The organism is Jiangella alba, from assembly GCF_900106035.1.
Classification (GTDB): Bacteria; Actinomycetota; Actinomycetes; order Jiangellales; family Jiangellaceae; genus Jiangella; species Jiangella alba.
The window spans coordinates 941824-964622 of sequence record NZ_FNUC01000004.1; the positions used below are offsets into that span (position 1 = coordinate 941824).

General features: G+C 73.9%; 17 protein-coding genes. 7 read left to right on the plus strand and 10 right to left on the minus strand.

Annotation, left to right across the window (positions count from 1 at the left end):
- Positions 1–212: 212 nt before the first annotated feature.
- On the minus strand, positions 213–1904 hold the full coding sequence (locus BLV02_RS37255; protein WP_216094069.1) for a DUF2786 domain-containing protein: 1692 nt from the start codon (positions 1902–1904) through the stop codon (positions 213–215).
- A 162-nt stretch (positions 1905–2066) separates the two neighbouring features.
- On the opposite strand from BLV02_RS37255, the gene BLV02_RS36665 reads away from it, so the two are divergent.
- On the plus strand, positions 2067–2882 hold the full coding sequence (locus BLV02_RS36665; RefSeq protein ID WP_069110188.1) for an alpha/beta fold hydrolase: 816 nt from the start codon (positions 2067–2069) through the stop codon (positions 2880–2882).
- 34 nt (positions 2883–2916) lie between these two features.
- Here the strand turns inward: BLV02_RS36665 and BLV02_RS22240 are convergent, their stop codons facing one another.
- The 3 genes from BLV02_RS22240 to BLV02_RS22250 all read right to left on the minus strand — a co-directional run bounded on the left by BLV02_RS22240 (position 2917) and on the right by BLV02_RS22250 (position 5637).
- Complete coding sequence (locus BLV02_RS22240) at positions 2917–3525, minus strand: TetR/AcrR family transcriptional regulator (RefSeq protein ID WP_069110189.1); 609 nt, start codon at positions 3523–3525, stop codon at positions 2917–2919.
- Positions 3526–3632: 107 nt separating this feature from the next.
- Positions 3633–4676, minus strand: a complete 1044-nt coding sequence (locus BLV02_RS22245; RefSeq protein WP_069110190.1) for a GNAT family N-acetyltransferase — start codon at positions 4674–4676, stop codon at positions 3633–3635.
- Between the two features lie 61 nt (positions 4677–4737).
- The gene (locus BLV02_RS22250) at positions 4738–5637 is read right to left on the minus strand and encodes a CAP domain-containing protein (protein WP_069110191.1); all 900 of its coding nucleotides are present in this window, start codon (positions 5635–5637) and stop codon (positions 4738–4740) included.
- Positions 5638–5918: 281 nt separating this feature from the next.
- On the opposite strand from BLV02_RS22250, the gene BLV02_RS22255 reads away from it, so the two are divergent.
- Positions 5919–6353, plus strand: a complete 435-nt coding sequence (locus BLV02_RS22255) for a (deoxy)nucleoside triphosphate pyrophosphohydrolase (protein ID WP_141711450.1) — start codon at positions 5919–5921, stop codon at positions 6351–6353.
- A gap of 89 nt (positions 6354–6442) precedes the next feature.
- Positions 6443–7126, plus strand: coding sequence for a DUF1707 SHOCT-like domain-containing protein (locus tag BLV02_RS22260; protein ID WP_069110193.1), 684 nt, complete (start codon positions 6443–6445; stop codon positions 7124–7126).
- 686 nt (positions 7127–7812) lie between these two features.
- Here BLV02_RS22260 and BLV02_RS22265 read toward each other — a convergent pair.
- The 4 genes from BLV02_RS22265 to BLV02_RS22280 form a co-directional block, all read right to left on the minus strand.
- Complete coding sequence (locus BLV02_RS22265) at positions 7813–10032, minus strand: Ig-like domain-containing protein (protein WP_069110194.1); 2220 nt, start codon at positions 10030–10032, stop codon at positions 7813–7815.
- A gap of 229 nt (positions 10033–10261) precedes the next feature.
- Positions 10262–13141 carry an AfsR/SARP family transcriptional regulator gene (locus tag BLV02_RS22270; protein ID WP_069110195.1) on the minus strand — a complete coding sequence of 960 codons (2880 nt, stop codon included), beginning with the start codon at positions 13139–13141 and terminating at the stop codon, positions 10262–10264.
- On the minus strand, positions 13138–15987 hold the full coding sequence (locus tag BLV02_RS22275) for an AfsR/SARP family transcriptional regulator (RefSeq protein ID WP_141711452.1): 2850 nt from the start codon (positions 15985–15987) through the stop codon (positions 13138–13140). The genes BLV02_RS22270 and BLV02_RS22275 overlap by 4 nt, the downstream gene beginning before the upstream one ends.
- Before the next feature lie 225 nt (positions 15988–16212).
- The gene (locus tag BLV02_RS22280; protein ID WP_069110197.1) at positions 16213–16842 is read right to left on the minus strand and encodes a TetR/AcrR family transcriptional regulator; all 630 of its coding nucleotides are present in this window, start codon (positions 16840–16842) and stop codon (positions 16213–16215) included.
- 128 nt (positions 16843–16970) lie between these two features.
- On the opposite strand from BLV02_RS22280, the gene pdhA reads away from it, so the two are divergent.
- From pdhA to BLV02_RS22295, 3 genes are read left to right on the plus strand one after another with little or no spacing between them, the layout of a single operon-like run.
- A complete protein-coding gene (gene pdhA / locus BLV02_RS22285) occupies positions 16971–18023 on the plus strand; it encodes a pyruvate dehydrogenase (acetyl-transferring) E1 component subunit alpha (protein ID WP_069110198.1) in 1053 nt (350 codons plus the stop codon).
- 1 nt (position 18024) lies between these two features.
- Entirely contained in the window at positions 18025–19032 is a 1008-nt protein-coding gene (locus BLV02_RS22290; RefSeq protein WP_069110199.1) for an alpha-ketoacid dehydrogenase subunit beta, read from the plus strand.
- A gap of 10 nt (positions 19033–19042) precedes the next feature.
- Positions 19043–20326, plus strand: a complete 1284-nt coding sequence (locus BLV02_RS22295) for a dihydrolipoamide acetyltransferase family protein (RefSeq protein ID WP_074946598.1) — start codon at positions 19043–19045, stop codon at positions 20324–20326.
- On the opposite strand, the gene BLV02_RS22300 is transcribed toward BLV02_RS22295, so the two are convergent.
- A complete protein-coding gene (locus BLV02_RS22300) occupies positions 20323–21081 on the minus strand; it encodes a helix-turn-helix domain-containing protein (protein ID WP_069110200.1) in 759 nt (252 codons plus the stop codon). The two genes, BLV02_RS22295 and BLV02_RS22300, sit on opposite strands and share 4 nt — an antisense overlap.
- A gap of 87 nt (positions 21082–21168) precedes the next feature.
- Here BLV02_RS22300 and BLV02_RS22305 point away from each other — a divergent pair, with 87 nt between their 5' ends.
- Positions 21169–21852: an SRPBCC family protein gene (locus BLV02_RS22305; protein ID WP_083288389.1), complete on the plus strand. Its 684-nt coding sequence runs from the start codon at positions 21169–21171 to the stop codon at positions 21850–21852.
- 3 nt (positions 21853–21855) lie between these two features.
- Here the strand turns inward: BLV02_RS22305 and BLV02_RS22310 are convergent, their stop codons facing one another.
- Complete coding sequence (locus tag BLV02_RS22310; RefSeq protein WP_069110201.1) at positions 21856–22779, minus strand: bifunctional helix-turn-helix transcriptional regulator/GNAT family N-acetyltransferase; 924 nt, start codon at positions 22777–22779, stop codon at positions 21856–21858.
- Positions 22780–22799: the final 20 nt, after the last annotated feature.

The following is a 22799-nucleotide window of genomic DNA, read 5'->3' on the forward strand; positions in this document are numbered from 1 at the left end:
CTGCTCGCGACCCCCTGCCGCCGACCGATTGGTCAAACTGGCGGCAGCCGGTGCCTGGACGCGCGTAGCGACGACTGGCGGGCCGGGCGGCGATGATCGGCTAGTGCCACGCCCGTTGCGGTCCGGACGGCAACAGCGCTCCGACTAGCCCATAGGCCACTTGACAGTCCGCCCGTGACCGTCCGCCCGTGCACATGGGGAGCGTTCGGTGTTCAGGTCGGCCGGCGATGACGGACCGCACGGCGCTCCGTCGTGAGCACAGCGCGGTCGGCGGCGCTGCGCCCGGCGCCCCAGCCGGCCGCGTTGCCGGCCGAGAACGAGCGGCGGACGGTGGCGGTGCTGAACAGCGACGCGAAGAGCGTGTCGACGGCGCGGGTGCGGTCGGCGAAGACGGGGACGAGGTCGGTGCCGGCGGCTGCGGCGGTCTGGGCGGCGGTGTCGCGGAGCCGCTCGCCGATGCGGGTCGCGTACGACAGCAGGAACGAGTGCCGGAACGAGCGCGTGCGCGACGTGCCGAGGTGGGTGTACTGGGAGCCGGTCGCCAACATGGCGCGGGCTGCCTGGACCAGCAGCGACGTCGACAGCACCTCCACCACGTCGAGGTCGATGCCGGTGCCGAGGACCGTGACGAAGCCGAGCTTCTCGCTGGAGACCGTCCGGCAGTGATTCGCCGAGCCGACCTCCGCCACGAGCAGCGTCTTCGGCCCGAGGTACGGCGCATCCAGCCAGATCCGGCGCGCCGACGCGACGGCCGTGCGACGCTCCGGCGTGACGGCGTCGGCGAGCGCCTCCTCGATGGCGTACCGGCTCATCAGCTCCTGCGCCTTCGCCGACAACGCCTCGGCCTCCTCCGGATACGGCGTCGACTCGGCCTTGGCCAGCAGCGCACGCACCCGGCCCAGCACCTTCTCCGGCGACGGACCCCGGCGCCCGGAGGTCTGGTCGCCAGCGCCGCCGGGACCGGTCGAACCGCCGGTGTGGCGGGAACCCGGCTCGCCGGCTCTGCCGCCCGTACCGCCGGTCTGATCGGAACCCGGTTCGCCTACCCTGCCGCCCGCACCACCTGCGCCTTCCGCGCCGCTCGCGCCAGTCGCGCCCACGCCACCATCGCCTCGTCCAGCGGCACGGCTGCCCGCACCTGCCCCGCCGCCCGCACCGCCTGCGCCTTCCGCGCCGCTCGCGGCAGTCGCGCCTGCCCCGGCGCCCGCACCGCCCGCACCGCCTGCGCCGCTCGCGCCTGCCGCGCCGACGCCACCATCGCCTCGTCCGGCGGTATGGCTGCCCGCACCGGTCGACCGGCCGGCGTTGCGGGCCGGGCCGTCGGCGGCGCCAGCGGTGGCCTGGCCGGGCGGCGGAAGGATGACCTGCAACGCCGGGAGCCGGAGCGCCAGCCCGACCCACTCCACCGCCGCCGCAACGAGCGCCGGCCGCGAGCTGCCGTGACGGTCGGGCCAGCCGGCCGGGTACGGCACCCCCGGGTCCCACGACACCTCCGCGCCGGCCGAGGCCAGCTGCGTCGTCCACCGCTGATGCGTCGTCGCGAGGGGATACTGAGCGGCGGCGTCGGCCATGGCATCGACGACGACGGGCAGGGCGAGGCTCGTGGCCTGCCGCCGGGTGACTTCGTAAAGGTCGACGGGGAGCCAGCCGGACGCCCAGAGGCGGTCGACCTGGGCGCGGAGGACCTGGACGAGGGCGACGTCGACGAGGCGGGCGGGTGCGGCCGCCGACAACGCCTCGACGCCCGCCACCACAGCGTCGGGGCCGCGGCGCAGGCCGTCGGCGGCGACGGAGAGGAGCCAGTCGGCCAGGGCGTCGGCGGTCAGCGGGCGCCGCCCGTCGCCGTCGTGCGAGAACACCGACCACCTCTCGTCAATCCGAAAAAGATCACCCGAACCGAGCATTCCGGCCCATCATCGCGCCTCGGTCCGACACAGTTGTCCTGCAAGCCCGGCCGCAGCCGCGGGATGCCCACGAGATGGACGACGCTACCGAGGTCGTCGAGTGGTGTCATACCTTGCGTCAGGTCGCCTTGTTCACCGACGACCGAACGGGAGATGCGTGCAATGACCAGTGGCCGAGTCCCGGTCCGCGACGGCGAGCTGTTCTTCGACGAGCGGGGCGCAGGACATCCGCTGGTCCTGCTGCACAGCGGATCCCTCGACCACCGGATGTGGGACGGCCAGGTCGGGCCGTTCGTCCGCGCCGGCTACCGGGTCATCCGCTACGACGCCCGCGGACACGGCCAGTCGACCACGCCGAAGTCGGACTTCGCGGCGTACGAGGACCTCCACGAACTGCTCACCCGGCTGGACGTGAACCGGGCGTCGCTGGTCGGACTGTCGTACGGGGCACGGACGGCGATCGACTTCGCGCTGGCGTACCCGAACACCGTCGAGATGATGGTGCTGGCCAGCCCCGGCGTGAGCGGCATGCAGTTCACCGACCCGGCCATCCTCGCGCTCATGCAGCAGCAGGCCGAGGCCGCGCAGGCTCGCGACGTCGACGGGTACGTGGAGTACTTCCTCCGCGCCTGGGTCGACGGCCCGCAGCGGACGCCCGGCGCGGTGGACGCGGAGCTGCGGGAGCGGTGCCGGAAGATGGCACGCGACGTCATCGACGCGCACGCGGCGGGGACGGGGGCGCTGCGGGAGCTCGGCGCGCTGGAACGGCTCCGCGAGCTGACGACGCCGCTGCTGGTGCTGGTCGGCGACCTCGACTCGTCCGACATCCACACCGTCGCCGGCCGCATCGAGGCCGAGGCGCAGTTCGCCGCCAGCGCCGTCGTCCCGGGGACCGGGCACACGCTGGCGATGGAGCAGCCGGCCGCGTTCAACGCCGCCGTGCTGACGTTCCTCGAACGGGCCCGGCTGGCCCGCTGACGCGGAGCGACCGAGCGATCGGGCGACCGGCGAGCTATTCGACGAGAAGGCCGCGGGTGAGAACGTCGAGGGCACCGTTGACGATGGTGTGCAGCGAGTCGCGGAAGCCGGTGGCGTGCCAGTAGGCGATCGCCTCGAGGAAGGCGGAGATGAGGGCGGCGGTGGCGACACGCAGTTCGAGGCCCTCGGGGTCGCGTCCGGTGTGCCGGGCCATGGTGGTCCGCAGTTCGAGGGCCATTTCGTCGGCCTGACGGTTCAGGCCGGCGCGCACCGCGGGCTCTTCCATAATGTATGACATGCGGCGCCGGATGGTCCGCTCGTCCTGATCGAACATCGACGCCGTGATGACGTCGGTGAGCACCTCGCGCAGCGCCGTGATCGGGTCCTGTGCGGCCAGTTTGTCGTCGAAGGCGCTGAGCATGATCGGGTCGTACTCGTCCCAGAGGATGATCATCTCTTTGGTGCCGAAGTACCGGTAGATCGAGCTCGGCGACACCTCGGCGGCAGCGGCGATGCGCTCGATGGTGACGTGCGCGTACCCGTCGCGGTCGAACAGGTCCAGCGCGACGTCCTGGATGTGGCGCATCGCCTTGAGCTTCTTGCGCTCGCGCAGGCCCAGCGGGCGCGTCGTCGTCTCGGTCATCAAGGCCGATGGTAGCGCCGACGACGGTCAACTGACAGTCGCTCGCAGTTCCGGCGGGTGGGAAGCGGCGAGACGGCAGACGGGCCCCGAGGCGGGCGGCAGGCGGCTCAGATCTCCTTCGTCAGCAGGAGGCTGCCCTGCCGGCGCTCGTAGCCGAGCCGGGTGTAGGTGCCGAGGGCGCCGCTCGGGTTGTCGGTGTCGACGTCGAGGCCGGCGTACTGCATGCCACCGGCGGCGTAGGCCCGCATGGCGGCCGTGAGCAGGGCGCCTGCCACTCCGCGGCCGCGCCACTCGCGCCGGACGGAGACGAGGTCGGTCCAGCCTTCGGTGAACCCCTGCGGCTCCCAGTCCTGGTCGTACGCCCCGGACATGAGGTAGCCGACGACCCGCCCGGTGCTCTCCTCGACGGCGATGAAGCTCCAGTCGGGCCGGAACTTCTCGCCGCCGACGACATCGACGGCCCAGGACTCGGCGTCGAACGGGCTGGAACCCCAGTGGTCGCGGGCGAACGACTCGTTGTGCGTGACGCGGACGTCCTCGTCGCGGTCTCGGGAGTAGGGCTCGATGCGCAGGCCGTCGGGCACGTGGCCGGCCGGCAGGTCGACGCCGAGGTCGCGGCGCATGTCGACGTACCAGCGGATGGGCGTGAAGCCGGCCGCTTCGGCCAGCCGGCGCGCCTCGGTGTGCGCTTCGTCGAGGTAGACCCGGATGCGGGCCGGCAGGTTCACCGTGGCCGCGGCCAGTTGCTGCCGCCCGCGCGCCTCGGACCACGCGAGCAACGCCCGCCCGAGGCCGCGGCGCCGGTATTCGGGGTGCACCGCGCCGAACAGCACCGGCGCCTGCGTGCCCTCGGTGACCGGCCGGTACACCGACCACGCATAGGCCCGGACGTTCCCGTCGGAGTCGAAGCCGGCGACGCTGTCGCGGACGGGATCGTGCCAGGCACCCTTGAACCGGTCGGCCAGCTCGGACTTCGCCACCCGTTCGTTCGCGTCGTCGTGGACGTCGACGACCTGGCACAACGCGAACCAGGCCGGAATGTCGCCGGGCGTCAGCGGCCGCCACGTCAGGCCGGCGTCGGCGGGCAGGTCGGGCAGCACGGCCGGCGCCGCGGCCCGGACGGCGAGCGGTTCGAGGTCGTCGGTGCTCACGCTGCACACCGTAGGCTCCGGCCGGGCGCGGAGCGAACGAATTTCCGGCCCGCCGAACCCGTCAGTCGGTGCCGAGCATCAGCGTCCACCACGAGTTGAGCAGCCCGCGCTCCACGCCGAGGCCGACGGACGTGTACGAGCAGTCGAGCAGCCGGTCGCGCTCCTCGCCGTCCCAGTCGCGCACGACCTGCTGGGCGTTGCGCAGCCCGCGTGCCAGGTTCTCGCCCACCGACGCGGTGTAGCCCACGGCGGCGGCGCGGTCCTCCGGCGTCTGCCCGTCCGGGTTGACGTGCGAGTAGTAGAACCGGTCGCGCATGTCGGCGCTGTGCTCGCGGGCGGCGGTGGTGAGCCGCGGGTCGATCCGCAGGTCCGGGCAGCCGGCGTCGGCGCGCGCCTGCTCGGCGGAGTCCAGCAGCTGCGCCTCGGACCTGGACAGGTCCAGCAGCGGCAGCTCGGGGTAATGCGGCGTCGGCTCCTCGGTCGGCTGGTCCGGCGGCTGGATCGTGGGGTCGTCGCTGGGCGGCTCGTCGGTCGGCTCGTCGGACGGTTCGGTCGAGGGCTCCTCGGACGGCTCGTCCGACGGCTCGTCGGTCGGCTCGGACGGCTGCGGCGTGTCGGGCTCGCGCGGCGGCGTCGTCGCGACGAGGTGATCGTCGGAGTCCTCGGCGTCCTGGCCGCTCGAGTCGTCGCCCGAGCCGCCCGATCCGTCGTCGGACTCGTCCGGGGACGGCGTCTCGGACCCGGACGGCGACGGGGTCTCGCCGGGCTCGGTGGGGCTGTCGGACGGCGTGGTGCCGGTGTCGGGTGTCGGCGTCTCGCCCGTCGTGAAGTCGTCGACCCGTGCCCCGCCGTCGGCGCGCGCGTGCAGCACCGGCGGGCCGTCCGTGATCGCCAGGATGATCCCCGCGATCGCCAGCGAGCCGACGAGCAGCACCACGCCGACCCGGGCCAGCAGAGGCACATCCCGGACGCGCCGTTCTCCGTTTCGCGGCAGGTTCGAGCTCACGGGGGCAGATCCTTTCCACCCGGGCCCGGCCGCACGCACCAGATCCCGGTCATTTCGCTGAGAACCGACATTCCGTAGCCATCGGCCAGTTTTGTCCAGGAACCACGCGTCTCAAACATCGATCAAGAAAGCCGGCATGAACAAGGACGGTCACGGAACGAGAGCGTCGAGGTCATACCGGTGAACACGCCGTCCGAAGAAGTTCCGCGGCCGCACCGTCGGCGAAGATGTCTCGCATGAGCGAACAGCAGGAGCGGCTCGTCGTCGCGGCGGCCATCGTCGACGACCTCACGCTGCCGACGCGGCTGCTGACGGCGCGGCGCAGCGAACCACCGGAACTGGCCGGCGGCTGGGAGTTCCCGGGCGGCAAGGTCGAGGCGGGCGAGCGGCCGCTGGACGCGCTGCACCGCGAGCTGCGCGAGGAGCTCGGCGTCGCCGTCGAGGTCGGTGGCGAGATCACCGGGCCGCTGGACGGCCGGTGGCCGCTGGGGCCGGGGCTGACGATGCGGCTGTGGCTCGCCGTCGTCGCCGACGGTGTGCCGGCGCCGCTGGAGGACCACGACGAGCTGCGCTGGCTCGGTCCCGGCGAGTGGGCCGCGGTGCCGTGGCTGCCGGCCGACGTCGCGGTGGTGGAGGCGCTGATCGCGCGCTGCCCGTCGGCGCGGGTCTGACGGCGGGGGTCTGGCGGCGCGGGTCCGGCGGCGCCGGGTCAACTGAGCGGTGGACGACGGCGCTCGCTCGCGGCATTAGCCTGGCCAGTATGACGACCCAGCCCGACCCGATCGACCAGCCCCAGGAGCCGCACGTCCTGCCCGGTGTCCGCGCCTCCGACGACGAGCGCGAGCAGGTCGTCCAGGCGCTGTCGGAGCACGCGACGACGGGTCGGCTCACGCTGGCCGAGCTCGAGGAGCGCATCGGGCTGGCCTACCGGTCCGTCACCAGGGACGATCTCGCCCGGCTGACGGCGGACCTGCCGGGGTCGGGTGGGCTGGCGCCGGCGTCGAGCCCGGGGCCGGTCGTGCGCTCCGACTCCGGCCAGCGCCGCTCCGCGACCAAGTGGATCGTCGCGTTCATGGGCGGAACGGAGAAGCGCGGCCGGTGGCGGGCGGCCGAACGCATCAACGCGGTCGCCGTCATGGGCGGCCACGACATCGACCTGCGCCACGCCGAGCTCGACTCCGACGACACGACGATCGTCGCCATCACCGTCATGGGCGGCATGGACGTGTACGTGCCCGACACCATCGACGTCGAGGTCGGCGGGTTCTCGCTGATGGGCGGGACGGGCGAGCGTGGCAGCCGGCGACCGGCGCGGGCCGGTGCGCCGCGGATCAAGATCCTCGCCTACAACCTCATGGGCGGCATCGACGTGTGGCGGCTGCCGGAGGAGACCAAGGACATGCCGCTGAAGCAGGCCAAGAAGCTGGCCAAGCGCGCGGAGTGACGGCGCGGCCGGGCGGCGCCCGGCAAGCCAAGGTGACCGGCGGCGGGCGCGGCGGCGGCCCCCGGGCCGGGGCGAGAGGGTGCGGCCCGCGAAAGCCCGGGCAAGCGGCGGCGACCCAGGCCGGACGAGCAGCGCGGCGGCGGCCCCCGGGCCCGGCGAGCTGGTGTAGCCCGCGAAAGCCCGGCAAGCGGCGGCGACCCAGGCCGGACGAGCGGCGCGGCGGCGGCGCGCGGGGCCGGATGAGCAGCGAGGCGGTGGCCGGCAGAGCCGGATGAACGGCGGCCGGGCGAGCGGCGGGGCGGTGGCCTGGCAGGGCCGGACGAACGGCGAGGCGGCCGGGCGCGGAGTGCGGCACGCGGGCGACCGACCGACGCCGGGCGGGCCGGACCAATCCGGAGGCGCCGGCCGTCTGGCGGCAGGCGTCCCGTCGGTGGACATAGGGCGGCCCCGCAGGCCGGGCACGGACCTGCGGGGCCGGTCTATATCCGGGACAGCTCCCCCGTGGAAGCGCCCGTGGGCGAGCGCGGGATGCGAGGCGGTGGAGGACTACCTCGTGTCCTGCGCTGGCTCAAACACTAGGCAGCCCCGCTTTCAGATCGCTTTCATCGCGCATTCACTGCTGGTCAGCGCGGAAACGGCCCCGGTCCCCGCGGGTTGCGAGGCCGGGGCCGTGGTGCTGACTGACGTCAGGCGGTGCTGCCGTTGCGGCGGGCGCGGATCGCGATCGCGGCGCCGCCCAGGGCGAGCAGCGCGACGCCGACCACGATCATCCAGACGTTGGACGAACCGGTGTCGGGGAGCTCGTCGCCGTCCTCGTCGCCCTCGTCGTCGCCGGCTGCGACGGTGAAGGAGACCGAGGTCTCGGACGCGGTGAGCTCCGGGTCGCCGCCCTCGACGGCCGCGGAGGCGGTGAGCGTGTACTCACCGTTCTGCAGCGCCTCGTCGGGGGTGAACGTCCAGGCGCCGTCCTCGCCGATCTCGAGCTCGCCGGCCCACTCGTCGGCGGCGGTCTGAACCCGCTCCGACGACTCGGTGACGGTGCCCTCGATGGCCAGCGTCAGCTCGGCACCCGGGTACACGGTGCCGTTGAACGTGACGTCGCCGGTGACGGTGGCGCCGTCCTCCGGCTCGGCGATGGTGACCGCCGGCACGGTGATGCCGAGGCCGGCGACCGTGGCGGACTGGGTGTCACCCTCGAAGGACTGCGTGACGGTGGCGTCGAACCGCTCGCCGACCGGCAGGTCCGCCGACGGCTCGATGGTCCAGGCGCCGTCGTCGCCGACGGTGGCCTCGCCGTAGGTCTCGTCGCCGACGGTCAGGGTGACCGTGGCGCCGGGCTGGCCGGTGCCGGTGAAGCTCGGCCGGGCGTTGCCGGTGGTCTGGCCGTCGGTGGGCGACGCGACCGTGAGCGCCTCGGCCTGCACCTCGGTGGAGGTGAAGGAGCCCTCGACGGTCTCGGACCGGGAGAAGTTGCCGTACGAGGCGGTGACCTCGTAGGTGTGCTCACCCGGCGCGAGGTCGTCGGTGACGGCGACGGAGAACGTGCCGTCGTCGCTGACGCGCCCCTCGTAGGTGGTCTCGCCGTCGACGACCACGCTGACCTTGTGGGTCGAGCGGGCGCCTTCGACGGTGCCGGTGAAGGCCGGCCGCGGGCCGGTCTCGGCGCCGTCCTCGGGCGAGGTGACGACCGGGGTGGCCACGGCGACCGCAAGCTCCCAGTCGCCGCCCAGCAGCGTCAGCGCGTTGTACTGGCCGGTGGCCAGCGAGTAGCCGATGCTGAAGTCGCCGTCGCTGTTGGGCTCCTGCGCCGGGTTCCAGCTGTCGCAGTCGGTGCGACCGTCGTGCGTCGAACCGGAGTTGACACCCAGGGCGTAGTTGCCGACGACGACCGAGCCGCCGCTGTCGCCGCCCAGCATGCAGGCGTTGAAGATGAAGCCGGTGACGTTCTGCTCACCGACCGGCGTGCTCTGCACCGGGACCAGCACCTCGCCGCAGGTCCAGCCCGAGGTGGCGCCGGACTTGCAGGCCTGGGCGCCGGCGACGGCGTCGATCGGGCCGCGGATCGTGACGGAGGCGTCGTCGGGCGCGCCCGAGCCGCCGCCCCAGCCCGCGACCTGCGGGACCGCGGTCCAGTCGGGGTTGGTGATGTCGACCAGACCACCGTCGTGCTCGTTGCCGTAGTGGAACGAGCCCGGCACGAACTCGCCGAGGTCGGGGCCGGGGAACTCCGCCGCCCAGTCCTCGGTGGCCCAGATCGGGCCGTCGAGCTCGATGTGGTGCACCGGGTAGGTGAACTGCTCGCCGGTGGCTTCGTCGACGCCGCAGTGACCCGCGGTGAGGTACCGCGAGTTGCCGTCGGGGTCGTAGCCGCTGAACCCGACGGAGCACCGGCTGAGGTCGAACGCGCCGGTCTCGTCGGGCTCGCTGATCTGGTACGCGTAGCCGTAGCCGCCCTTGTGGTCGCGGGCCGGCTGGACTTCGCGCTCGGTCTTCAGAGCGTCCAGCGGGCCGACGACGACCTGGGCGCCGGTGGCCTCGACGGCAGCGGCGTCGGAGTCGCTGCCGACATTGATGGTGACGGTCTGGCCGTCGATCGAGGCGCCGAGAACGTCGACGCCACGGTCGCGCAGCACGGTGGCCGCGTCGGACGCGGCGCGAGCCCGCTCGGCGTTGGCCAGGTACTGCTCGGGAGCGACGCCGAGATCGCGCTCGATCGCCTCCCGCAGAGTGGCCGGCAGCTGTGCTGCCAGCTCGATGAAGTCGTCGGCGGCGAAGGTCGGGACGGTCACCGGGATCTGTTCGTCGGCCTGGGCCGCGGTGCTGGAGGCGAAGACGCCACCACCCACCACGGCCGAGGCGACGAGCACCCCGGCGAACCGTGCCGCGCCTCGCCGACGCGGCAGCATTGCGCTCACAAATTCTCCAAATACTCCACTTGACATGGCGTTGCCCGGAATCGCCCATTCAGTCGGAATCTGGCGTCTGACGTGCGGAAACCCGGGCGAGATCACGGTACACAAGACCGCCTCGACGTGAGGGCACCATCGCCAACTGGTCACATTGAATTCGCGGAACAATTCTCCCGAGAGAACAACGAGATAGCGTTTGTCAGCGCAAATCCGGACAAGGCCGGGATCAGCGTCCGGCGCCGGCCAGCGTCAGCTCGGCCCGGGCCTCCGCGGCCAGCCGGACGTGCCGGTTCTCGACGGCGACCGCGACGGCGTCGGCGGCGGCCCGGCGCCCGTCGGCGCCGAAGTGGCGCAGCGTCCGCGCGGTGTCCAGGAGCGACAGCGCCCGCATCCACGTCGAGCCGAGCGCGACGGCGATGTCGACCGCCTGCCGGCACGACCGCAGCGCCGCGTCGCGGTCGCCGGCGGCCCGGTGCACCGCGGTCGTCACCGCCGCGGCGTAGTGCGCGTCGTACGACACCGGCGCGGGGGTCTCGACGGCGTCGGCGGCGGCGAGGTCGGCGCGGGCGTCGGCGCACCGGCCGAGTCCGGCATACGCCCGGGCGCGGGTGCGCAGGCAGCGGGCCCGGACCTGGGCCGACAGGAACTCGCGGTCGGCCACGCAGGCCGCGATGACGTCGACGGCGTCCTGGTAGCGGCCCGCCTCGACGTGGATGCAGGCCTGGTTCTCGAACATGATCAGCTCGCCGTACCGGTCGCCCAGCTCGCGGCGCAGCCGGACGGCGTGGTCGGCCGCCGCGACCGCCTCGTCCAGCCGGTGCTGCGCCGCCAGGGTCAGCGTGAGGTTCGTCCACGCGGCGGCCGTGATGCCGGGATGCGACGGCGGCGTGGCCGCGGCGAGCACCGTCCGCGCCGCCTCCTCGTCGTCGCCGCTGTCGCAGCACTCGCGCGCGACCGCGTCGAGCAGCACCAGCAGCCCGGCCGCGTGGTCGACCGCCGGGTACTCGCCGGCGGCCAGCTCGGCCCGGGCCAGCGCGACCAGCTGGGTGCGGCGCGGGTGCAGCCAGGCGTGGATCTCGGACCGGTCGGCGAACGGCCGTCCAGGCGGGCAGTCGTCGGGCGGCTCCGGCACCCCGGGAACGCTGTCGACGGGACGCAGCCGCAGCCGGGCGTTGCGCAGCGTCAGCAGCAGGTGCCCGAGCAGCCGATGCCGCGCCGCCTTGGCCGCGACCGGGTCGGCCACGGCGCGGATGTGGTCGTCGACGAGGTCGTGCCAGCCGTAGCCGCCGCCGGGGGCGGCTTCGAGCAGCCGGATGTCGGCCAGCCGGTCCAGCAGCCGCCGCGCGTCGTCGACGTCGACCTCCCAGACGACGGCGGCGGTCTCGGCCTCGACGGTGGCGCCGGTCAGCGCCGCCAGCAGCCGGTATCGCTGTGCCTGGACGGGCTGCAGGCTGACGTAGGTGGCGTCGAGCATCGCGCGGACGGCCAGCCCGCCGGCCCGCAGCTCGCCGAGGCGGTCGCCGTCGCTCAGCCGCCCGGCGAAGTGCTCGATCGGCCACGCCGGGCGGGTGGCCAGCCGGCCCGCGGCGATGCGGACGGCCAGTGGCGACCCCGCGCACCGGTCCAGGACGGCGGTCGTGGCGCCGGGCTCGGCGGCCAGGCGGTCGGCGCCGACGACGGACGCCAGCAGCTCGCGTGCCTCCGGCTCGGAGAACATGCCGAGGTCGGCCCGCGCGTCGGCGGGGAGGTCGGGGATCCGCCGCCGGCTGGTGACGATGACGGCGCACCCCGACTCCGCCGGCAGCAGCGAACCGACGGTGTCGGGGTCGGCGTCGTCCATGAGCACCAGCAGCCGGCGGCCGGTGCACAGGCGCCGGAACAGCTCCGCGCGCTCCAGCGGGCACGGCGGGAGGTCAGGGCCGCCGACGCCGAGCGCGCGCAGCAGCCCGGCCAGCGCGTCGGTGCCGAGCGCGGCGGCGTCGCTGCTGGTGCGGAGGTCGGCGAAGAGCTGGCCGTCGGGGTAGCGGTCGAGCACCTCGTGCGCCACGCGCAGCGCCAGCGTCGTCTTGCCGGTGCCGCCGGGGCCGGACACGACCACCGTCCGGCAGCGGCCCGCGGGCGCTGCGTCGTCGCGCAGGGCGGCGGTGAGCGTGGCGACCTCCTCGGCGCGGCCCACGAAGGACGGCGGCCGGGACGGCAGCTGAGCGGGCCGGGTGCCCGGACCGGCGGGCACGGCGACGGGCGCCGGCCTCGGCTCGGCGGACGGCCCGGACGGCGCCGCGGCGAGGCCCCGGGCGTCGTCGGGTGCGGCGAGGTCGTCGCCGGTGAGCAGCCGGGCGTGCAGCGCGGCCAGCTCCGGGCCGGGACGGCGTCCGGCGGCACGCAGCGCCTGGATGGTGCCGTGGAAGACGCCGAGCGCGTCGCCCTGACGGCCCTCGCGGTAGAGCGCGATCATCAGCTGGCCGGCGGCACGCTCGCGCTCCGGGTACGCGTTCACCAGCGCCCTCAGTTCGCGGATGACGCCGTCGTCGGGACCGTGCAGCGCCAGCCGCAGCTCGTGCGCCCGCTCGGCCACCGACAGCACCTCGTCCAGCAGCGACGGCGCCGTCTGGCGGGTCAGGACGTCGGGCCAGAGGCCGGCCAGCGGGTTGCCCCGCCACAGCAGCAGCGCCTGGTCCAGCAGGGCCAGCCGCCCGGGGAGGTCGCCGAGGGCGCGCGCCGCCGCGGACAGCCCGCGCAGCCGTGTCACGTCGACGACGTCGGGCGGCAGCTCGAGGCGGTAGCCGTCGCCGGTGGACTCGACCGCGGTGCGGCCCAGCACCGCCCGCACCCGGGTGACGTGCGTCTGCAGCGCGGCCCGCGGGTGCTCGGGTTGCGCGTCGGGCCAGAGCAGCCGGGCCAGCGTGCCGTGCGAGACGACCCCGCCAGGACGCAGCGCCAGCGCCGCGAGCACCACCGCCGGCCGCCCGGACGGCACCGGCACCGGCTGGCCGTCGCGGCGCACCTCGACGGCGCCGAGCAGCCGGATGTCCAGCTGGGCGCCGGGCTCCGCGACCTCGCCCGGACCGCCGTGCGGCCCGGCCTCGAGGTCACGGGTGTGGGTCACGGCCGCTCCGCCACCAGGTCGCGCAGTTCGGCGGCGCGCGCCGAGTCGAGCGACTCGAAGATGCGCAGCGCCGCGGTCCAGTGGGTCAGGGCGGCCTCGGCGTCGCCGGCGCCGGCCCGGCTGTGGCCCAGCTCGGCCAGCGCCTCGGCCTCGACGTCGGTGAGGTGGCCCTCGCGGGCGAGCGCCGCCGCCCGGGCGGCCGGTCCGCCGCCGTCGCGGCCGGCCCGGCGCAGCGCGTTGGCCTCCTTGACCAGCCCGGTGGCCTGCAGCGGCACCGAGCCCAGCTCGACGGCGACCGTGACGGCGCGCTGGAACCCGGCCACGGCGTCGTCGTCGGCGCCGGTCTCGAGTGCGAGGTGGGCGAGCGCCACCAGCTGGTCGAACAGCTCGACGCCGGGTTCGTCGCCGAGGTCCGCACCGGTCAGCTCGAGGTGGCGCCGCGCGTCGTCGAAGCGGCCCCGGCTGATCTGCACGTGGGCGAGGTTACGCCGGCAGCGCCGCCGCACCTCCGGGGACAGGACGTCGTCGGCCTCGGCGCACCGCTCGAACAGCTCGGCCGCCTCGTCGTAGCGGCCGTCCAGCTCGTGCCAGACGGCCATGTTGTGCAGCATGATCACTTCGCCGTACCGGTCGCCGAGCTCGCGGCGGACGGCCAGGCCGCGAGCGCCGGCCTCCAGCGCCTCCTGCCGGCGACTCTGTGCGCCCAGCGACAGCGCCAGCGCGTGCCAGGCGCGCGCCGTCAGCACCGGGTCGCCGAGCTTGGCCGGGACGTCCAGGACGGCCCGCGAGAGGTCCTCGGTGTGCGCCTCGCGGCAGCACTCGTACCGCGCCCGGGCCAGCGCCAGCAGCAGCGCCGCCGACTCGTCGACGACGTCCTGCTGGTCGGCGTGCAGGCCGGCCAGGCCCAGCGACGTCATCAGCGCGGTGTGCGGGTGCAGCCAGGCGTGGATCTCGGCGCGGTCGGCGAACGAGCGCCCGGCCACCTCGTGCGGGAACCACGGCCCGGGCTCGACGCCGTCGCTGCCCGGCCGCAGCACCGGCCACAGGTTGTGCAGGCAGCGCAGGTAGTAGCGGACGAGGCGGCGGCGGGCGGCGATGACGCGGTGGGAGTCGGCGACGGCACGCAGGTGGTCGTCGACGAGGTCGTGCCAGCGGTACTCGTCGGGCGCGGAGGAGTCGATCAGCCGGACGTCGACCAGGTGCTCGAGCACGCCGCGGGCGTCGTCGGCGGCGACGTCCCAGGTGGCGGCCGCGGTCTCGACGTCGACGGTGGGACCGGGGACGGCCGCGAGCAGCCGGAACCGGAACGCGACGGCGGGGTCGAGGCCCTGCACGGACGCCGTCAGCATGGACCGCACGCTGAGGTCGCCCATCTCGAGCTCGTCGAGCCGGCTGGTCAGCAACCGCTCGGCGAAGTGGTCGATCGGCCACGCCGGCCGGGTGACCAGCCGCCCACCGGCGATGCGCAGCGCCAGCGGCGACCCCTTGCACGCGCTGACGACCAGCGCCGTCGCGTCGGGCTCGGCGGCCAGGCGCGCCGGGCCGACCATCGACTCGAGCAGCTCGTAGGCGTCCTCGTCGGAGAACAGCGCGAGGTCGATCTGCACGTCGGCCGGGATCATGCTCAGCTGCGGCCGGCTGGTGACCAGCACGCTGCAGCCGCCGGCGCCGGGCAGCAGCGGCGTCAGCTGGGCGGCGTCGCTGGCGTCGTCGAGCACCACCAGCAGCCGGCGGTGCGCGCAGGCGGAGCGGAACAGCGCGGCCCGCTCGTCCAGCGTCGCCGGGATCTCCTCCTCGGGGGTGGCCAGCGCGCGCAGGAACTCGGCCAGCACCTCGGCGGGGTCGGCGGGGACGGTGGACCCGCGCAGCTCCGCGAACAGCTGGCCGTCGGGGTGCGCCTCGCGCAGCGCATGCCCGACGTGCAGGGCCAGCGTGGTCTTCCCCGACCCGCCCGGCCCCGAGATCAGTCCCAGCCGGGCCCACGACCGGTTCTCCGACAGCACGGCCGTGAGCAGGTCGATCTCGTGCTCGCGGCCGACGAACTGCGCCGTCGACCGTGGCAGCTGCACCGGCGGGCGCACCACGGGCGCCGCCGCACCGGCCGCCGCGGCGGCGCCGGAGCCGTTCGCCGTGCCGGGCGCCGCCGCCAGCAGCGTCGGGTCGGTGTCGAGGATGCGCCGGTGCAGGTCGGTGAGCTCGGGACCGGGATCGATGCCCAGTTCGTCGCGCAGCACCGTGACGACCTCGTGGTACGCCGCGAGCGCGTCGCCCTGCCGGCCCTGGCGGTAGAGCGCGAGCATGAGCTGCGCCCAGAGCCGTTCCCGCCACGGGTGCGCCGCGACCAGGCGGCGCAGCGACGGCACGAACTCCTCGTCGGTGCGGTCGAGCCGCAGCCGGAGCTCGTTCATCCGCTCCGTAGCCGACAGCAGCTCCTCGACCAGCAGCGGCGCGGTCGCCTTCTCGAGGTCGTCGGGGTTGAGCCCGGCCAGCGGGTCGCCGCGCCAGAGCGCCAGCGCCTCACGCAGCAGCGTCAGCTCGGTGGCCGGCTCGGCGTCGCGGCCGGCCGCGACCAGCTCGCGGAACCGGCTGACGTCGACGGCCTCGGGCGGGAGGTCGAGGCGGTAGCCGTCGCCGGCGGCCTGGACGAAGCCGTCGCCGAGGGCCGCCCGCAGCCGCGCGACGTGGGTCTGGATGGCCGCCCGCGGGTGCACCGGCTCGTCGTCGGGCCAGAGCCAGCCGGCGAGGGCGTCGACGGGGACGACGGAGCCGGGACGTGCGGCGAGAGCTGCGAGTATGACGGTGGGCCGGCCGGGCGGCACCGGGATCGTGACCCCGTCTCTGTGCACCTCGACCGGACCCAGCAGTGCGACCTCAAGCCGCGCCCGGCCCACCAGCTCTCACCCCTCCGATCCCCCATGCGCCACGGCAACCGTACCGGTGACTGACAGGTGATCGCACAGTCATCCAGTTGCCGGACCGGCTCGACCGGCGCTCATCTGGAGCGATCGACTTCCGACAAGGTTCGCAACCCACTCAGAAGGTGCATCTCTTGCACCATCAGACACATCGGATCACGAGGTCAGCACGAGTTTCAACGTGCGGGTGACGTGCTCGGCGGCGGCCGCCGCGGACGGCGCCGGGTCCATGCCGAACATCCGCCGACGGTGTGGTTCGCCCATGAGCAGCGTGAACAGCTGTTCGGCCAGCTCCTCGTGGTCGTCGGAGCGGACGGCGATGCGCTCGGGCGGCAGCGCGGCCAGCATCCCGGACAGCACCCCGATGTAGCGGCGCGGCCCGTTCGCGTAGTGCCGTGCGGCCAGCTCCGGGAACTTCGCCGCCTCGCCGGTGACCAACCGGTGCAGTCCGATCGCCTCGTCGGAGAGCATCAGCCGGACCAGCCGCACGCCGAACGCGTGGAGGTCGCCCACCTGGTCGCCGGCGTCGGGGGCGACGGTGTTGACGACGCGGTCGCCGAGGCGGCGCACCACGGCCACGAACAGGTCGGCCTTGTCGCCGACGGTGGTGTAGACGGTGCGCTTGGCCACCCGGGCCTCGGCGGCGATCATCTCGATGGTCGTGCCGCCGTAGCCGTGTGCGAGGAACAGCCGCATGGCGGTCTCGAGCAGCGCGTCGCGCCGGGCCGCGCGATCGACATCGCGCGGCCGGCCTCGCGGCGCCGTGGTCGCCCCCCGTCCAGTCACGTACTCATCCTGCTCGGAGGTAGGCTAGGAATCAATGAAACGCTAACGTTTCATTGTTTGCCCGGCCACCGCCGGGGCACCGCTGCGCGTCCAGAGGCGCGCCCCGTGACAACGAAGGGCGGGTAAGAGTGGCGACCACCAGTCGCAAGCGTCCGGCGCGCTCGGCGAAGAACCCCGAGGAGCTGCTCGGCTACTACCGGCAGATGCTCCTGGTGCGTCGGTTCGAGGAGCGCACCGCGCAGGCGTACACCGAGGCCAAGATCGGTGGCTACTGCCACCTCAACCTCGGCGAAGAGGCCACCGTCGTCGGCCTGATGTCGGCGATCGAAGAGCGCGACTACCTCTTCACGAACTACCGCGATCACGGCTACGCGCTGATCCGCGGCATGGACCCCGGCCGCGTCATGGCCGAGCTGTACGGCCGGCAGGACGGCGTCAGCAAGGGCTGGGGCGGCTCCATGCACCTGTTCGACACCGACGTGCGACAGCTCGGCGGCTACGGCATCGTCGGCGGGCAGCTGCCGCTCGCGGCCGGCGCCGCGCTCGCGGTCTCGTACCGCGACGGCGACGAGGTCGTCATGTGTCAGATGGGCGACGGCACCACGAACATCGGCGCGTTCCACGAGACGCTGAACATCGCGACGCTCTGGGACCTCCCGATCGTGTTCGTCGTGGTCAACAACCACCTCGGCATGGGCACGACGGTCGAGATGGCCTCGGCCGAGCCCGAGCTGTACAAGCGCGCGTCGTCGTACCGCATGGAGTCCGCGCGGGTCGACGGCAACGACGTCATCGCCGTCCGCGACGCCGCGAAGGTCGCCGTCGAGCGGGCCCGCAAGGAGCAGAAGCCCTACCTGCTCGAGACCGTGAGCGGGCGGCTGCGCGGCCACTCCGTCGTCGACCCCGCCGCGTACCGCAGCAAGGACGAGGTCGAGGCGGTCCGCGCCCAGGACCCCGTCGCCGGCCTGCACGACCGCCTCGTCGCCGACAAGATCGCCGACGCCGACCAGCTGGCCGAGATCGACGCCGACGTCCACCGCATCGTCAAGGCCGCCGTCGAGTTCGCCGACAAGAGCCCGGCGCCCGAGGTGTCGTCGCTGTTCGACCACACCTACGCCAGCCCGGTGCCGAACGACTCGCGCCGCCTCCCCGCTGACCCGCTGTTCCCGGTAGGAGCCTGACATGGCCGTCATGAGTTACCGCCAGGCGCTGCACGACACCCTGCGCGCCGAGATGCTCCGCGACCCCGACGTCTTCCTGATGGGCGAGGAGATCGGCCGGTTCGAGGGGTCGTACAAGATCACCGCCGGCCTGCTCGACGAGTTCGGGCCGAAGCGGGTCCGCGACACCCCCATCGCCGAAGAGGGCTTCACCGGCGCCGCCGTCGGCGCGGCCATGCTCGGCCTGCGCCCGGTCGTCGAGATCATGACCATCAACTTCTCGCTGCTCGCGCTCGACCAGATCGTCAACCACGCGGCGAAGATCTACGGCATGTTCGGCGGCCAGCGGTCGGTGCCCATGGTCATCCGCACGCCCGGTGGCGGCGGCCAGCAGCTCGCGGCCACGCACTCGCAGAACGTCGAGCTGTTCTACGCGTTCACGCCCGGCCTCAAGGTCGTGGCGCCGTCGTCGCCGGCCGACGCGAAGGCGCTGCTGCTCGCGTCCATCCGCGACAACGACCCCGTGCTGTTCCTCGAGAACCTCGCGCTCTACAACACCAAGGGCGAGGTGCCGGACGGTGACGAGCCGGCCGAGATCGGGCGGGCCGCCGTCACCCGCGAGGGCACCGACATCACGCTGGTCGCGTACTCCCGCATGGCGCACGTCGCGCTGCAGGTCGCGGAGAAGCTGGCGGCCGAGGAGGGCATCTCCGCCGAGGTCGTCGACCTCCGCAGCCTCCGCCCGCTGGACCGGCCGACGATCATCGAGTCGGTCAAGAAGACGTCCTGCGCCGTGGTGCTCGAGGACGACTGGCTGACGTACGGCATCGGCGCCGAGATCGCCGCGTCGATCTCCGACGGCGCCTTCGACTATCTGGACGCCCCGGTGCGGCGCGTGGCCATGGCCGAGGTGCCGCTGCCGTACGCGAAGTCGTTGGAACTGGCGGCGCTGCCGTCGGCGAACGACGTCGTCACCGTCGTCCACCAGACCCTCGACGCCGTCGGCCGCCGGTCCGTCGGCGCGCACTGAGGAGACTCTGATGACTGACATCCTGATGCCCCGCCTCTCCGACACCATGGAGGAGGGCGTCGTCAGCGCCTGGCGCAAGCAGGTCGGCGAAGAGGTGCACGCCGGCGACATCCTGGTCGAGATCGAGACCGACAAGGCCGTCATGGAGCACGAGGCCTACGAGGACGGCGTACTCGGCGAGATCCTGGTCAAGGAGGGCGACACCGCGCCCATCGGCGCGCCGATCGCCCGGCTGGTCGGCGCCGGCGAGCCGGTCGGCGGGTCCGCACCGGCCGCGGCGCCGGCGCCCGCTCCGGCTGCCGAGCCCGAGCCGGTGCAGGCCGAGTCCGCTCCCGCCCCGGCGGCCGAGCCGGCCCCGGCGACGCCCGCTCCGGCGGTCACGACGCGCGCCGACGGCGAACGCATCCTGTCCTCGCCGCTGGCCCGGCGCGACGCCCGCGACCTCGGCGTCGACCTCGCGACGGTCGCGGGCTCCGGCCCCGGCGGGCGCATCATCCGGGCCGACGTCGCCAAGGCGGCGGCCGCGGCCCCGGCTGCTCCGTCGGCCCCGGCCAGCACCCCCGCGGCGCCCGCCGCTGCCGCCGTCACGCCGGCCGTCGAGGAGACCGACGAGCTGATCCCGCTGACGTCGATCCGCAAGACCATCGCGCGCCGGCTCACCGAGAGCATGCAGTCGTCGCCGCACTTCTACGTCACCAAGACGGTCGACGCCGGCCCGCTGTCGGACCTGCGGGCGCAGCTGAACGAGCGGCTGGTCGCGGCGGAGAAGAAGAAGGTCAGCGTCAACGACATCATCGTGCGGGCCGTCGCGGTCGTGCTGCGCGACCACCCTGTGGTGAACTCGTCGTACACGCCCGAGGCGATCGTCCAGCACGGGCGCATCCACGTGGGCATCGCGGTCGCCACCGAGACCGGGCTGGTCGTGCCGGTCATCCGCGACGCCGACACGAAGAGCCTCACCAGCATCTCCGCCGAGACCCGCGCGCTGGCCGGCAAGGCCCGCGACCGCAAGCTCGGCCTCGACGAGATGACCGGCGGCACGTTCACCGTCAGCAACCTCGGCATGTACGGCATCGACCACTTCACCGCCGTGATCAACCCGCCCGAGGCGGCCATCCTGGCGGTCGGCGCGGTGCGGTCCGAGCCGGGCGTGAAGGACGGCGAGCTGGCGGTCGTGCGGAAGATGACGATGACGCTGTCGTCGGACCACCGGGTCATCGACGGCGCGAAGGCCGCTGAGTTCGTCCGCGACCTCGCCGCCGTGCTCGAGGACCCCTGGCTGGCGATCGCCTAGGAACGCAGGAGGCGGGCGCTCTCGGCGTCCGCCGGGTAGTACGCCTCGACGGCGAGCTCCTGCAGGGTGATGTCCTGCGGCGTGCCGAACGTCGTCACCGTCGAGAACAGCCGGACGTCGCGGCCGCGGTACCGGACGGTCATCGCGATGGTGACGTCCGGCCCGGCCGGCTCGTCGACGGGCTCGGCGAGGTAGGTGTCGTAGAGGGCGGCGATCTCCGGGTCGCCGTCCTCGGCCAGCTGCCGTGCCAGGCGGGCGCGGAACACGGCGCGGACGTCGGCGGGGTTGGCGATGCGCGCCGCGAACCCGCGGGGGTCCAGCGCCAGCCGGACCAGGTTGGGCGGACGGAGCAGCTCCGGGTGCACGCCCCCGAGGAACGGCGCGACCGCGGCGTTGGTCATGACGACGTTCCAGCGGCGGTCGACGACGAGCGCGGGGTACGGCTCGTGCGCCCGCAGCACGGTGACCAGCGCCTCCCGCGCCGCGGCCATGTCCTGCGCGTCGAGCGGGCGCTCCCGGTACCGGGGCGCGAAGCCGGCCGCGAAGAGCAGGCGGTTGCGGTGCCGCAGCGGTACGTCCAGCGCCGACGCGAGCCTGAGCACCATGTCGGCCGACGGATTGGACTTACCGGTCTCGACGAGGCTCACGTACCGCGCCGAGACGTCGGCCTGGAGGGCGAGATCGAGCTGGCTCGTCCGCCGCCGCTGCCTCCACTCGCGCAGCAGTTCGCCGACGCGGCGACCGTCACCGTCCATGGGCCGCAGGCTAGTGCGGCCGGTTCGGCACCGCCATGAACTGTGAGTTCATCGACAGGCGGCACCATCGCCGCCGATCCTGGCCGCATGAGCAACGATCGGATGAAGGTCATGGTGTGGCAGGCGGACGGCCGCGGGTCGATCGTGACGGTCGCGCACGGGCCCCGGGGCCCGGAGGTCACCGAGGAACCGGCCTCGGACCCGCACGTGCCCGGGACGGCCGGGATCGCGGTGCTCGACGACGCCGCCGGCCGGTTGGGCTCGGTGACGGCGCCGCTGGGTGCGCTGTTCTACGCCGGGCCGAGCACGGACGTCCTGTTCACCGAGCACGTCAGCCGGGGCCGGGTCGACGACCGCGCGCCCACGCAGGCCGCGGGCCGGATCGTCGTCGACGCGCAGCCGCTGCGGGTCTGGCGTCTCCTCGCCGACGTCGAGCAGTGGCCGCGCATTCGCGCCGACGTCGGGGACGTCGACGGGGACGGGCCGGCCACGCCTGGCGGGCGGTTCGGCTGGAGCAGCGGGGCGAACCGGTTCCACTCCCGGTTCGGGGCCGTCGAGCCCGGCCGGCTGCTGACGTGGGTGACGAGCGCGCCCGGCACCCGCGTGGCACACGTCTACCGCCTGGAGCCCGAGCCGGGCGGGCGGACGCGGGTGAGCTGCCAGGAGTCGCTGGCCGGCCCGCTCGTCGCGGCCGTGATCACCAGTGCGGTGCTGCAGGCCGGGGTCGACAGCTGGCTCGCCGGGCTCAAGGCGCTCGCCGAGGCGGCCTGACGGTCAGAGCTCGCGCCGCCAGATCTGGCCGACCAGATCGTGGCCGAAGCTGTGGTGCCGGTTCTCCTCGGCCAGCTCGAAACCGGACTTCTGGTAGATGCGCCGGGCGGCCACGAGCACGTCGTTGGTCCACAGCATCATCGACGTATAGCCGGCCGCCCGGGCGAACTCGAGGCACTCGGCGACCAGCCGGGTGCCGATGCCGGCGCCGCGGGCCTCCGGCTCGACCAGCAGCAGCCGCAACTGGGCGGTGGTGTCGTCCTTGCGCACGCAGAACACGGCGCCGACGGGACGGCCGTCCAGCTCGGCCACCCAGGCGCTCTCGCGGGCGGGGTCGAGGTGCTCGCCGTAGTCGGCGACGATGCGCGCCACGAGCGCCTCGTAGCTGCGGTCCCAGCCGTACTCGCGTGCGTAGGCGACGGCGTTGCGCTGCACGACCCAGCCGAGGTCGCCCGGACGCAGCCCGCGGACGACGACGGTGTGCGGCCGCTCGGACTCGCCCAGCAGCCGGCGGACGGAGTCGAGGTCGGCGACCAGCCGGCGGCGCTCAGGGTCGGGCAGCGCGCCGAGCAGCTGCTCGGCCTGCCGGTCGGACCGGCTCTGGAGGTCGGCGCGCGCCGCGCGACCGGCGTCGGTGAGCGCGGCCAGCAGCTTGCGGCCGTCGGCGGCGGACCGGGTGCGCTCGATCAGGCCGGCCGACTCGAACCGGGCCAGCGTGCGGCTGAGCTGGGCGGCGTCGACGTCGAGCGTCTCGCGCAGCGCGCCGACCTCGGTGACGTCGCGGCGGCCGAGCTCGAAGACGATGCGCGCCTCGGTGAGCGAGAACCCCGACCGCAGCAGTTCTTGGTCGAGGAATCCCATGACGCGCGTGTAGAAGCGGTTGAACTGACGGACCGCGGCCACCTGGTCGCGTTGCACCTCGGGCATACCGTTGACTGTATCAAGAA

Bases quoted from the DNA above. Each gene is read 5' to 3' on its own strand.
- BLV02_RS22295 (WP_074946598.1), top strand. From the start codon at position 19,043: ATGACTGACATCCTGATGCCCCGCCTCTCCGACACCATGGAGGAGGGC.
- BLV02_RS22260 (WP_069110193.1), top strand. From the start codon at position 6,443: ATGACGACCCAGCCCGACCCGATCGACCAGCCCCAGGAGCCGCACGTC.
- BLV02_RS37255 (WP_216094069.1), bottom strand. From the start codon at position 1,904: ATGCTCGGTTCGGGTGATCTTTTTCGGATTGACGAGAGGTGGTCGGTG.
- BLV02_RS22300 (WP_069110200.1), bottom strand. From the start codon at position 21,081: ATGGACGGTGACGGTCGCCGCGTCGGCGAACTGCTGCGCGAGTGGAGG.
- BLV02_RS36665 (WP_069110188.1), top strand. From the start codon at position 2,067: ATGACCAGTGGCCGAGTCCCGGTCCGCGACGGCGAGCTGTTCTTCGAC.
- BLV02_RS22255 (WP_141711450.1), top strand. From the start codon at position 5,919: ATGAGCGAACAGCAGGAGCGGCTCGTCGTCGCGGCGGCCATCGTCGAC.
- BLV02_RS22290 (WP_069110199.1), top strand. From the start codon at position 18,025: ATGGCCGTCATGAGTTACCGCCAGGCGCTGCACGACACCCTGCGCGCC.
- BLV02_RS22240 (WP_069110189.1), bottom strand. From the start codon at position 3,525: ATGACCGAGACGACGACGCGCCCGCTGGGCCTGCGCGAGCGCAAGAAG.
- BLV02_RS22265 (WP_069110194.1), bottom strand. From the start codon at position 10,032: ATGCTGCCGCGTCGGCGAGGCGCGGCACGGTTCGCCGGGGTGCTCGTC.
- BLV02_RS22305 (WP_083288389.1), top strand. From the start codon at position 21,169: ATGAGCAACGATCGGATGAAGGTCATGGTGTGGCAGGCGGACGGCCGC.
- BLV02_RS22310 (WP_069110201.1), bottom strand. From the start codon at position 22,779: ATGCCCGAGGTGCAACGCGACCAGGTGGCCGCGGTCCGTCAGTTCAAC.